This is a genomic window from Zunongwangia mangrovi (assembly GCF_900112105.1).
Classification (GTDB): Bacteria; Bacteroidota; Bacteroidia; order Flavobacteriales; family Flavobacteriaceae; genus Zunongwangia; species Zunongwangia mangrovi.
Genome location: NZ_FOKV01000001.1, coordinates 61,119 through 74,069 on the forward strand (window position 1 = coordinate 61,119; position 12,951 = coordinate 74,069).

Below are 12,951 nucleotides of genomic sequence, written 5' to 3' on the forward strand. Positions count from 1 at the left end.
TAGCAAAATCTTAACTTTTTAACGCTTTAATCTTCTGGCTTGATTTTAAGCTCTACAAGATCGATTTTTGTATTGGAAACATCGAGGATCGTAAACTCGAATTCATCGATTCGAACCACCTCGTTTTGCTGCGGAATTTCTTCAGTGTGATTCACTATAAAACCGCCCAGGGTTTCATAATTTTCACCGGTAGGAATATTTAAACGATAGGCTTCATTGATATAATCGACTTCTACTCTTGCTGAAAATTTAAAATGCTCGTCACTAATTTTTTCATCCACCAAAATAGGTGAATCATGCTCATCTTCGATCTCTCCAAATAATTCTTCAACAATATCTTCTATCGTCATCATTCCGCTCGTACCACCATATTCGTCAATAACTACGGCAATACTTTTACGCTTTTTGATCAATACATTAAGCACATCTTTTACCCACATTGTCTCCGGGACAAAAATCACGGGTAATAAGATAGATTTTATAGATTCTGGCTTTTTGAAAAGTTCAAATGAATGCACATAACCTATAATATCATCGATCGTATCGTTATAAATCAATATTTTAGAAAGACCCGTTTCAGTAAAAGTTTTTACCAGGTCTCCTGGCTCTTCATCCTGGTTTACGGCGATGATTTCAGTTCTAGGGATCATTACTTCTCTAGCCTTAATATCGGCAAACTGAAGCGCATTTTGAAAAATCTGAATTTCGGAGTCTACTTCATCTTCTTCCTCTACGGTTTCCATTTGCTCACTAATAAAATTCCCTAATTCAATTTTACTGAAAGCAAGCTGAACTTCATCTCCATCAGTTTTAAAGAAACGTTTCAGGATCATATCTGAAATCCATATCACGAAAGAAGAAATAAAACTGAATAACAAATAAAAAAGATAGGCCGGCACCGCAAAAAATTTCAGCATGGTATTCGCATAGATCTGAAAGAATACCTTCGGAAGAAATTCGGCCGTCACCAAAATAAGCAGTGTAGAAAGCACTGTTTGAGTTACCAGACTAAGATCGGTCACCAAATAATTCAATATTGCATTATTTACAGGCTGAATTTCGGTTAACCATGCCATGATCAAATCACCCATATAAAAACCATATACAACAAGAGCGATATTATTGCCTACCAACATGGCAGCAATAAACTTTGAAGGTTTTTTAGTAAGACGTTTTAAAACTTTAGCTAAAAAATCGTTTTGAAGTTTCTCTATTTCAATATAGATCTTGTTTGAAGATACATAGGCGATCTCCATACCCGAAAAGAATGCGGAAAGTAATAATGAAAAAATAATGACGATGACCTCTGCACTCATTATTTCTTTTCTTTTTGTCTTTTTTCAAGCTTCCGACGAAAATTTCTTTTGAAGAAAAACATGAAAATGGCCATTGAGGCAAGAAATATAAAAATGTACGCTCTACTGCGTTCGGTATCCCAAATTGCAAAAGTTTCGAAAATAAAGAAACCTCCAATTATTAAATACGCATACTCGAAATACCTGAAATATTTTGTCATTTTTCTGACTCGTCTATGTTTTGAATTCCGCTATTGGTTCTAAAGTTGAATTTATCGAAATTTTGATTGGAATCAAAACCCATTCCTTCATTAAAAGAACCATCTGGAAATTTAATCTGATTTTCACGATCTGTGAACACCCAACTTTGATTTTGATCCCAGTAAAGTTGATCGCCTTTTAACTGTGTACTATCTGATGTAAGAATAACTACATTCCCTCGAAGATCTACCAGACCTGTGCCGCTATACACAATACCATAATCTGCTACCACCGTACTTTTCTCATCATCTTCACCAAAAAATTCGATATACACACCTTCTGGAAATTCCCGATAAGGAAAATCTTTATTCTCGTAATCGAACATTTTGGAACTTTGAAGCGTAGCAACCACTCGCCCAGAATCGGTATATTTTAATAGAATACCTTTAGCAACTCCTGCCGGGGCATCTGCAGGGTTTTGAAGTGCTCTAACCTCATTTAAATTACCCTCACATGAAAAAAGCATTGTCACGCCGATAAGCGTGACAATGCCTTGTATTATTTCACGATATGTGATTCTCATATTATAACTGAGGGATACGCACAGTTTCACCTATCCAACAACCAATCTGGATAGCATCTCCTGCTTTTTTCCCTTCTTGGAATACATCAGATTTTTGTGGGGCACGACCATTGTAAGCCGCTACTGTTGCATTCGCATGTTTAGAAAGAGATGGATCTACTCTACCAGCTTTTGCCACATACTCTGCAGCTAACCAGTAAACAGCTCTTTTGTTAAAAGCAGTATCACCACAGTTGTTTGCACTATCTGCATACATATCTGCAATATTCAAGTAAGCTCTACCGTAAGATGGCTTAGCCTGAACCGCCTTTCTATAAAAGTTTCTAGCTTGTGAAAAACTTCCTGAAGACTTATAGTTCTGAGCGATTCTATAGTAAATTTTCGCTTTATCTCCTGGTTCTTCTTCAAGCTCTGCAGCTTCATTATAATATTCTAAAGCCTTAGCTCTATCACCATCTGCTTCTGCTAACTGTCCTAAAGAATAAGCAGATGCTGCAGAAGGCTCTAATTGATGAAGCGCCTCAGAAACTTTAAAGAATAATGGATCTTCACAGTCTTTAGCTGAAAGACGAGCATTTGCATTTTTTAACCATGCTACATCTTCTTTTTTAGCTTCAAAATCTTTTTCATAAAGCGGCACAAGATTATCACAATCTGCACGTGCTCCTAATTTAGCATTTAAAGCATTTTTAACTGCATTAAAGTTAGTTAGTCTACGCTCTGCTATACCAGCTGTTTTTTCTTCTTTAGCTGTTAACTCTTCACCAGAATCTTGCTTCTCGATTAGCGGCTGTAAACGATCTGCCTCATAGATCTCTTCTTCTTCAATCTTAGACATTACTCTATCATAAATATCGAAAACATCTTGTAGCTCACGCTCACCTGCATCCTGCATATTTACCATAAGATCAAAATACGCATAAAGACCTTTTGGGCTGGTAAAGTTATCTTTATCCTCTGTATAAGCTTTATCAAAAGCTTCCCAACGCTCTTCAGTAGTTCCCATTTTATGAGTAAACTTTAATAAAGCGATATCCCCGTAAACATCACCTTTCTTAGTTTTCTCTGGGTAATATTCTAATCTTCCTTTGTATGTATCAATTAATTCATTGATATACTTATTTTTTTCGTCACCAGAAGCACCGTCAATCTTATGCTTAAGCACTCTTTCAAGGTATTGAAAAGTTGCCAAACTATAATCTGGACAGTCTTCTTTCACCTGCATTAATGGCTCATAAGCCGCATCATAATTCTTCGCCTTAGCATCATCGTAAGCCAAAGCTGCAGTAGTAGTACAATCCTGAGCAAATGCCCCAGAACCTAGCATTACCGCCGATAATAAAACTATAAATCTCGCTTTCATCTTGTTGTTTATTATGGTTAATTAAACTTTCTCTTTACAAACCATTGGTCATTCAAAGATAAACCAATTGATAATTTAAAAAAATTCTCCTGTATTAATCCTGAGCTTGTTGTACCGCGCTGTCCATACTCCAGACCCAGATTTAAATTAGAGAAATCACCTCCAATTGGTAATCCTAATCCAAAAGATATGCCAAACTCATCAATCGACTCTCCATTAAGTTGTAAGCCTGTTTCTTCGAAACGTCCACCAAAGCGATAAACAACACGTTTAAAATAACTCGTAAGCGAATTATACTCGGGCACAATATAACCTCCTAATCGATATGCGCTTCCATCATTATATTCGGCATCATTTACAGGAGTACTAAAAACCGAAATTTCTGGGATACTTCCAAATGCAGAATATTCACCCCCAACAAACCATTTATTAGGTCTACCTAGACCTAAACCAAATGTAGTTTTAGAAGGCAATGTGATATCCTGAGATTCCACATCAAAATTTCGAACATTTAATACATTCTCTCCATTTGCATTAAATATCACATTAGCGATCTCACGATAACTTTCTGTCGTTATATCGGCTTCAGGTGTATAAACTGCAGAAGCATGTAGTTTTAAACCATTATTCAGTTTTGTTTGATAATCTAATCCAAAATTAAAATTGAATCCAGAAATATCGGAACGATCTATATCTCTGGTCCCGTATTGAATACCATCTCTTAACACCGTTCTTCTGCGTTGGATATTTCCAAAGTTATAATCGGCATTAACACCAATACTAAGATCTCTACTAATAGCATAAGCTGCAGATAGAAAAACTTTGTTCATCCCTCCACGACCCTGCAATCTGCTGGCGGCATCACCTTCAATATCAAGAATACGATATCCTACTGAAGAATATGGGATAAGACCTGCACCAAAACCAAAACGGCCCACCGGAACTCCTAAACCTAAATAATCTAAAGAAACATTACTAACCTGATCATCGGCCTCTGAAGTTTCTTGCTGTGTAGATTCGACACTTGCCGCTGCAGTATAAGTTGTCCTTGCCAATTTACCATATCCGGCAGGATTGGTAAGGTTCATATGAATACTATCCGAAAATGTACTAAGACCTCCCATCGCTCTATTCTCTACAGTTCCTTTAAAATTGGTAAGCCCAATACCGTAATAAGAATACGGGGAAGAAGTGTTCTCCTGAGCCTTGGCCCAAAATGCAGAAAATAAGGCTACGATTACTATAAATCGTTTAATCATTGAATTTTGTTATATTCTAAAATATGGTTTAAACCCTCTAAAAGAAAATTTGAGTTCGCAAATATGCTATTTTTTAGTCGCTTTGACAAAAATAGAAGATCACCGCCCGTCAAAATAACTGTTAAATCTTTAAATTCTGATTTGTATTGGCTAATCATCCCATCGATTTCTGCAGCAAATCCAAAATAAATACCGCTTTTTAAACCTTCTTCTGTAGAGTCACCTACCAATTTTAGATGGTTACTATCTGACTTTATTAACGGTAATTTTTCTGTAAACTTATGTACGGCATTAAATCTCATTTGTAAACCAGGAGAAATTCCCCCGCCTAAATACTCAGATTTATCGTTTATAACATCATACGTCACACAGGTTCCTGCATCTATCACTAAACAATTTTTCCCAGAATAGTCATTTACAGCAGCAGCAGCTAAAGCTATACGATCTTTACCCAAAGTTTGAGGAGAAGCATATCTATTATTGAAAGGCAATTTTAAATTACTATCCAGATAATATAAGATTGAATGTTTTTGAAGTATTTTTTTTATCGAATTATCATCTTTTAATACACTTGAAAGTATCGAAAATTCAATTTTAGAGTACTGCTGAAAAATTTTTTCAATTTTTTTACTTTTTTCTTTCTTCGGAACTTTAAAGGTTTCTAAAACTCTATAATTTTGAAAAACAGCAATTTTCGCAAATGTATTACCCAAATCAACAACAAGATTCATAACTCGATTTTAAAAAATGCTAAGGTACGAAAGCATTTTTTTCAAAAAAGCCTTGTGAGTTCCTAAAATTGAATTTATATTTGCAACCGCTTTCAAAAAGCAACTGGTGCCTTAGCTCAGTTGGTAGAGCAAAGGACTGAAAATCCTTGTGTCCCTGGTTCGATTCCTGGAGGCACCACCTTTAAAAAAGCCCGCTAATTTTAGCGGGCTTTTTCTTTTAAACAAAATCAACTTTAGATCATAGGTACAGTTAATTTTTATCGTTTCAAGGAGAAATGAGAGCGATAAGTCTTAGCGATTCCATCCTGTTGGAAGCCTACCTCAAACCAATAATCGTTAGAAGGCATCGATGATCCATCTTTAGAACCATCCCAACCTCCTTCTGCTGGCTTTATCTTTGTAATATAAGCTCCATAGCGGTCGTAGATATGAATCTCGGCTTCTGGATGAGTTTCCAACTCTGTAATATTCCAGGTATCATTGAAACCATCGCTATTAGGTGTAAAAAACTTTGGATGTTTAAGCACCTCAACAACTTCAGCAGTAACTCCGCAATATCCCATCACACCTTTCACTTCTACCGTATGTGTTCCTGAGGCGACATCATAAAATTCATTTTCAGGCTGAAATTCACCTCCATCTAAACTATATAAATAATCACCTCTACCTTTTACTACTTCTACATTCACCACTGCAATATCCTCAAAAGGCTCAGTAACTATTACAGAAATTTCTGGTTTCGCAGACTCTTTTACGAATACAGATGTTTCATTAAAACCACAACCTGTTTCTATTTTTCCATCGATCTTGGTCGTTTTTACAATGTATTCTCCTGGCTGCATGGCTTCGAATTCTGGCCCTGTATGCATCAACTTATCCTGGTAATACCAGTTCACTTCAAAAACTCTGGGATCCAATCCGGTATAAAAATACGCTCCGGTTTCAACCTCCCCACTTTCAGTATTTACACATAAAGCCTCTTCTTCGATTTCCAAATCTTGCAATGGATACACAGTTACATTAAACGAACTGTAATTATAACATGCATCATTAGATAAAGACTGTGCTTTTAAATACATCGTATAAGTTCCTGGTTCTGTAATCACATTTTCTGGACCCAAAATAGCACGATCATCTTCTAGGTCTGTAGTGTAAAACATCTCATAATCTACCGGCATGATACCCATTGGAGAATAAATATTTGGCACCTTATAGCTACCACAAACTTCTATATCTGGTATCGTAGCAACATTTGGTGTTCGTGAAACATTAATATCAAACACATACTCATCTTCACAAACAAATCGAACTCCTGCCTTCTTATAGATATAAAGTCTCGTATTCGCTGTAATCTCGGTTCCCGCCTCGATCTTCTTTCCTTTTCCTCCAGATTCTGTAAAATATTCGCCTTCATTCAACTTTGGCAATACATACAAATCACAGACATTTACCTCTTCCGGACGATCTACTTTTACACCTTCTATATAAATTGTAAAGAACTTATCATTTGCACATCCTTCAAGATCTTCCCACTCATTATAAATATAAATTCGACTTGTTTCTTCGATATAAGTTCCTGCTGCAAGCTCTTCGCCCTGCGCGTTGGCTTTAGTATAATATCTTCCGAATTGAAGCTCTGGTAATTCGTAACCGAAACATGAGTATACATCTACAAAATTCTCTACAGGAGCAAGCTCTCTCACTTCTACATTGAAACTGCTTTCGTTTGCACAGGAATTTTCGATATTATTAATGAAGATTTTTTTACTTTCAAAGATCTTATCCCCGGGTGAGAGCTGCTCTCCCTGTCTATCAGGCTCCGTAAAATATTCACCGTTTTCAATTTCTGGAAGTACAAAACCATCCTCTACGCAAACAGTCACGTCCTGCAACCTATCTACATCTGGAATAGGTGTGATATTTATAAAAAATCTTATCTCTTTTGCACAATCTGAGCCATCTGTAGTTTCAGCGGTATAAAAAACCTCGGTACTTTCAGTTAACACTGCTCCTTGCTGTAGACTACTCTCATCTGCAGCAAAATATTCACCGATCTCAAGCTCTGGCAAAGTATAACTTCCGCAGGCAATCACATCTTCAAAATTTGGAATGATCCTTACTTTGAATTCATCTTCGTTATTACATCTCCCATCGTCATTATAAACATATAGAGTCATTGAAGTGGTTATGCGAACGCCTGACTTTAATCGTTGCCCACCTCCATTGGGGTTTGTATAATATTCCCCATGAGTAAGTTCTGGCAAAATAAATCCATTACAGACTACTACATCATCAAATTTATCAACCTCAGGCAGGGGATAAATAGCTACATCGAATTTTTCTTCTTTACATAGCGAACCATCTTCCATCTCCCCGTAATAATAGATACTAAAATCTGAAGTGAATACTGTTCCCGAAGCCACTTCCTGCCCACCTCCATCTGGACCATCAGGAGCATCATAAAAAGCACCTGCAGGAGGAGAAGGAACCACAAATTGCTCGCAGTAATATTCATTGAGTTTATAATCCTGAATTAACTCAACCTTAAAACTTGATTGATTAGAACAACCTGCTTCATTAAGATTATAGATATAGTAAGTCCCTGAATTTTCGATCACATCTCCTGCCTGAAGCATTCTCCCTTCTCCTTCGGCCCGCGTATAATAATTTCCATCAGTAATGGCAGGAAGTACATATGTATCGCACTCTACCACATCCTGTAAAACAGAAACCGGAGGTAAATCATTTAAACTTATATTAAGCGTAAAAATATTAAAACAACCGCTAACCAAAGTGTCCTGAACTTTACCAAAAACCTGGAACTCTGAAGCGTTTCCCGAAAGCTGGAAATTAGAAATATCAGCAACAGGATCGACACCCTGATCTGCGTTTCCAGCAGTTCGATAAAGTTCAAAAACATACGAATCTTCAAACAATTGATCGTTCACCAAATCGCTAATTTCAGAAAGATTGACAAGATTACTACCTTGTGGCTTACAGGCAACGATCTCATCTGGAACCTCAAGTCGAATAGATTCGTTTACCTCTAAATTAAAAGACGCGGTTGCGTTACAAAACTCTTCAGTTTCCTTACTTTTCAATTTCACGAAAATTGTTTCTCCGGGTCTGCTTTTAAAAGAAGTTAGATCTTCAGACTTTATTTGATTAGAAGCACTAACATCACCACTATAGTAAACTAGATCATACTGCTCTGAGCTCAATCCTAATCTTTCATGACCGTTATTGGTTAGATCAAAGAACTGTTCTGCAGATCCATCATCGCAAACCACAATATCTGGGAGATCATTATAGGTAAGACTTTCAACTTTTATACGATCACTTATATCGCAACTAGAATCGTTCTTAGTTACTTTTACCATATAATTCCCTGGGGCATTCACATCTAAGAAATGACTCGTTTCATTTAGGATTTCAACATCATCTTTAAACCATTGATGCTTATAAATTGGTTCTTCCAAACCAGTATTTAAACGAGTAAAAGTGCCTTCACACAGCATTCTCTCTGCTCCCAGATCCAAATCTGTTCTAAAACTACCACCGGCTATAAATATGGCGCTATCGTAATTAGAATCATGACTATCACCTATCACCAGTTTAATTCTATATTTTTTGCCAGGTTTTATCGTGGCTGCCGCAGTAAGTAATTTTGTATACCCACGCATATTCACAACCGAGTTTGCGGCATCTACCTGATAACTTGCAAAATATTCTGGATTATCACTTTGACAATTCTCATTAAAACTGCGATCTTTTATCGTCCTAACAGAAACCGGTGCGTTAGTTCCTGGCACCACCGCTATATTTCTTGTTTCCCCGGTTTCTATTTCAGTTAATAAAAAAGCAAAAACATCACTACTGGCACATTGCCATTGCCCGTATTCATTACTTGCAAAAATGAAATCGAAACTAAAATTTTCAGAAAGAGGTACAAATTCAAATTCCAGATACGCCACATCAGATATCGCTGTACTTTGCCCCGAAGCATTGTTAATTGCCTGTAGATCTGGATCTCCAGTTGTATTTATTTGTGTACTTAAATTTTGGCCAGAATAAGCCCCCTCGGTAAGTTTAGCTTTACCCGAACGAATTATCACACCCTCAGAAATGGGGAAATCGCCAGAATTATTACTAAAATAAGCCACAGCCTCTTTATCAGATTGCGCGATATTAGTAATCTGGACGCAAGAATTATCTAAAAGTCCGGCGACTAATTCTTCTTTCGTAACACCTTTATCGTCAACAGTAATAGCCTGCCCATACCCTCCTGCAAAAATTAGCAGGAATACATATTTTATCAACTTCATAATAACTATTAGTTAGGGAATAGTTTATTATTAAGATTAGATTCGTAAAAGGTTAAGGTTATCTTAAATATTTTGGTTATGGCAAATAAAACATAAAATATAGTCTACAAACAAGAAAAATCGACAAACAGCATAATTTTAACATTTTCAGATGTTTACAAACGATTTAGCACTTTATGGTTGCCGATTTATCAAAAATTAAGCACTAAATTGAGAAGATACTAAACGAGGATCTACCTGAATCTTCTGAAATTCGATTATATCAGCCTCTATAGAAATATAATCAAACTCGTTATTCACTTTTCCTACACATAGGTAAATCCCATTATTATACAACGGATACTTAGTTACTTGATTTGGAAACTGCACAGTATCAAAAATATCATGGTTTACGTCATAAAACGTAGCAAAACACATTTCTTTGCCATTAGAAGTGGTTGTTTTTTTCTTACAAACCAACTTTCCATAAATTCTTACTTGTTTTCCTACAAAATCAGTAAGCTGTTTTACACTTACAGATTGTCTTATCGGCTGCTGCAATAATTTAAAATAACTACACAACGGAAAGCCCAAAAGCTCGATTTGATCGTAAGCATCTACTAATACTGAATATTGAAATTCAGGCAAAGTGTACTCTTTATGCTCGATCTTAAAAAGTCCCGGCTGATCGTTTTTCTTTTTTGATTTTATCTTCCTAAAATAAGCTTCCCAAAGCAATTGATGTTTATCCTTTCCCGTAAACCGAAACGCCCCGACTTTTAATAGAATTCTAAGTTGTTCTATAGAAATTTCTACTCGATCGATAAAATCGTCTAGACTCTTATAAACGCCAAAAAACTGTCGATTTTCAAGAATTTGTTGCACCGTTTTTGTCTCCAGCTCTTTGATATACCCAAACCCCAGGTAAATATTTTTACCAAAGATCGTATTGGGGTGATCACTATTATTAATGCAGGGAGCATGCACATTCCCGCCGCAATTTTTTATTTCCTGAACATAGGTTTCAACCGAATAAAATCCACCACCGTTATTGAGCACCGCCACCATAAATTCTAACGGAAAGTATTTTTTTAGATATAAACTCTGGTAACTTTCTACAGCGTAAGAAGCCGAATGACCTTTCGGAAAAGCATAACCTGCAAATGATGAGATTTGTTCCCAAACCTCATCGGTGATCTGCTGCGTATAGCCCTTTTCTTTACAATTACTGCGGAATTGCGCTTCAATTTTCTCCATTTGTCCTTTTGAAGTTTTCTTTCCACTCATCCCACGACGTAACACATCGGCATCATCAAAACTAAGCCCGGCAAAATGATGCGCTACTTTCATCACGTCTTCCTGGTAGACCATAATTCCGTAGGTATCATCCATAATATCTAACATTACAGGATGCCCTAATTTTCGCCGTTTAGGATCGCGATGTCTTTTAATGTATTCCTCCTTCATCCCGCCGCTAGAAATTCCCGGTCGTATGATCGAACTTGCTGCCACAAGATTCATATAGTTATCTGTTTGCAACTTGGTTAACAAACCTCGCATGGCGGGCGACTCCACATAAAAAACACCCATACAATCACCAATCTTAAGCAGATCGTTAATTTTTGGATCACTTTTAAATTTTGGAATATCATCGATATCTTCAACAAAAGCTTCAGGCTGATTTTGCCGAATTAGTTCTAAAGTATCTGTGATTTTAGACAAACCGCGCTGCGCCAGGATATCGAATTTATGAATCCCAACTTCTTCAGCAATATTCATATCGATCTGGATCGTCTGGAAATTCTTAGGTGGCAAAAAAGTCGCACCATAATTAAAAACTGAATTATCCAGAATTAAAATCCCGCCAGAATGCACACTTAAATAATTGGGAAAACCAGCTATCAAATTTCCATAATTAAGCACTAAAAGTTCCATTTTATCTAAACTGGAAACATGAAACCTTCCTGAAGAAAGCTTATCGATCTCGGCTTTGGGAAGTCCAAAAACCTTTCCCAATTCCCTAATCACCGCTCGCCTTTTAAAAGTTACATAAGTTCCCATCAAAGCTACATGATCGAAACTATCAAAAATAAAACGGGTAACATCTTCACGGTCTTTCCAGGAAAAATCAATATCAAAATCTGGTGGCGAGCTTCGATTTTCGTTAATAAAACGCTCAAAATATAGGTCTAGTTCTATGGGATCTACATTGGTAATTCCAATAATATAAGCCACGATCGAGTTGGCACCACTTCCTCGCCCAATTACCGGATATTTTTTTTTGCGTGCATATTTTACGATCTCGTAATTAATCAAAAAATAAGAAACAAAACCTAATTTTATGATTGCCGTAAGCTCTTTATCCAACCGCGCATAAACCTTTTCTGTAGCCTCTGGATATCGCTTTTCGATATTTTCAAAACATAATTTTCTAAGCTTAAATTCATCAGCTTTTTCTCCTTCGATTTTCGATAAATTATTGTTCTGTTTTTTACTGAAGGTAAATTCAACATTACAACTTTCAGCTAGTGCTTCAGTATTCGATAAAATTTTAGGAAATTCATTAAAAGCTTTGATTAATTTTTCTTCGGAAAGCATTTTATCTTCAGGATCTGCCTGCTCTTCCACCTGAAGTTTACTCAGCAATGTATTATTATCGATAGCACGCAATAATCGATGGGCGTTAAAATCTTTTTTACTTCGGAAAGAAACCGACTGTAAAACCACCAATTTTGCAGTAAGCTTTCTGTATGCTGAAAATTTCAGCTTATTGAGATCACGTACCGAAACCCCGATAAATTCATTTTCTCTGAATTCAGTTTTGTTCATTTTCAGTACTTTTTTAAAAGGATAGATCACATAGCAATTTGCTAATATCGGTGCTTTTTCATCAAAATTCTTTTTAGCATGGAGGTGTTTAGAAAGATGCTCGTTCATTTGTCTAAATCCATCACGATCTTTAGCGATCACCACATATTGCTGATCTACACCATTACGAAAATCGATCCCTACAAGAGGTTTTACAGGAAAATTTTTAGCCTGTTTTAAAAAATTTAGACAAGCTGATGTATTATTAATATCGGTAAGCGCTACAAACTTTGATTTATTCGACGCTGCTAATTTTAGCAGATCATTTTCAGAAAAAGTGCCATACCTCAACGAAAAATAAGAATGACAGTTTAAATACATAATTTCCTTTCCTCTATATTGAAATT

7 protein-coding genes and 1 tRNA gene are annotated in these 12,951 nt (G+C 36.3%); 1 reads left to right on the forward strand and 7 read right to left on the reverse strand.

Annotated elements, in window-relative coordinates:
* Positions 1 to 26: 26 nt before the first annotated feature.
* From BM201_RS00230 to BM201_RS00255, 5 genes are all read right to left on the reverse strand, one after another.
* Positions 27 to 1,316: a hemolysin family protein gene (locus BM201_RS00230; RefSeq protein ID WP_092539400.1), complete on the reverse strand. Its 1,290-nt coding sequence runs from the start codon at positions 1,314 to 1,316 to the stop codon at positions 27 to 29.
* 196 nt (positions 1,317 to 1,512) lie between these two features.
* Positions 1,513 to 2,079 (reverse strand): LPS export ABC transporter periplasmic protein LptC, encoded by a 567-nt coding sequence (gene lptC / locus BM201_RS00240; protein ID WP_092539402.1) that lies wholly within the window; start codon positions 2,077 to 2,079, stop codon positions 1,513 to 1,515.
* Position 2,080: 1 nt separating this feature from the next.
* A complete protein-coding gene (locus BM201_RS00245) occupies positions 2,081 to 3,442 on the reverse strand; it encodes a tetratricopeptide repeat protein (protein ID WP_092539403.1) in 1,362 nt (453 codons plus the stop codon).
* 17 nt (positions 3,443 to 3,459) lie between these two features.
* Positions 3,460 to 4,701 carry a BamG family beta-barrel-assembly machinery protein gene (locus BM201_RS00250; RefSeq protein WP_092539404.1) on the reverse strand — a complete coding sequence of 414 codons (1,242 nt, stop codon included), beginning with the start codon at positions 4,699 to 4,701 and terminating at the stop codon, positions 3,460 to 3,462.
* Positions 4,698 to 5,432, reverse strand: a complete 735-nt coding sequence (locus tag BM201_RS00255; protein ID WP_092539405.1) for a type III pantothenate kinase — start codon at positions 5,430 to 5,432, stop codon at positions 4,698 to 4,700. The genes BM201_RS00250 and BM201_RS00255 overlap by 4 nt, the downstream gene beginning before the upstream one ends.
* 105 nt (positions 5,433 to 5,537) lie before the next feature.
* Here BM201_RS00255 and BM201_RS00260 point away from each other — a divergent pair.
* Positions 5,538 to 5,610 (forward strand) — tRNA-Phe (locus BM201_RS00260).
* A 79-nt stretch (positions 5,611 to 5,689) separates the two neighbouring features.
* Here BM201_RS00260 and BM201_RS00265 read toward each other — a convergent pair.
* Both BM201_RS00265 and BM201_RS00270 read right to left on the reverse strand, forming a co-directional pair.
* Positions 5,690 to 9,757 carry a T9SS type B sorting domain-containing protein gene (locus BM201_RS00265; RefSeq protein ID WP_092539406.1) on the reverse strand — a complete coding sequence of 1,356 codons (4,068 nt, stop codon included), beginning with the start codon at positions 9,755 to 9,757 and terminating at the stop codon, positions 5,690 to 5,692.
* Positions 9,758 to 9,955: 198 nt separating this feature from the next.
* On the reverse strand, positions 9,956 to 12,925 hold the full coding sequence (locus tag BM201_RS00270) for a DNA polymerase III subunit alpha (protein ID WP_092539407.1): 2,970 nt from the start codon (positions 12,923 to 12,925) through the stop codon (positions 9,956 to 9,958).
* Positions 12,926 to 12,951 lie beyond the last annotated feature (26 nt).

Excerpts from the sequence above, each read along its gene's own strand:
- BM201_RS00230 (WP_092539400.1), bottom strand. The coding sequence starts at position 1,316 with ATGAGTGCAGAGGTCATCGTCATTATTTTTTCATTATTACTTTCCGCA.
- lptC (WP_092539402.1), bottom strand. The coding sequence starts at position 2,079 with ATGAGAATCACATATCGTGAAATAATACAAGGCATTGTCACGCTTATC.
- BM201_RS00245 (WP_092539403.1), bottom strand. The coding sequence starts at position 3,442 with ATGAAAGCGAGATTTATAGTTTTATTATCGGCGGTAATGCTAGGTTCT.
- BM201_RS00250 (WP_092539404.1), bottom strand. The coding sequence starts at position 4,701 with ATGATTAAACGATTTATAGTAATCGTAGCCTTATTTTCTGCATTTTGG.
- BM201_RS00255 (WP_092539405.1), bottom strand. The coding sequence starts at position 5,432 with ATGAATCTTGTTGTTGATTTGGGTAATACATTTGCGAAAATTGCTGTT.
- BM201_RS00265 (WP_092539406.1), bottom strand. The coding sequence starts at position 9,757 with ATGAAGTTGATAAAATATGTATTCCTGCTAATTTTTGCAGGAGGGTAT.
- BM201_RS00270 (WP_092539407.1), bottom strand. The coding sequence starts at position 12,925 with ATGTATTTAAACTGTCATTCTTATTTTTCGTTGAGGTATGGCACTTTT.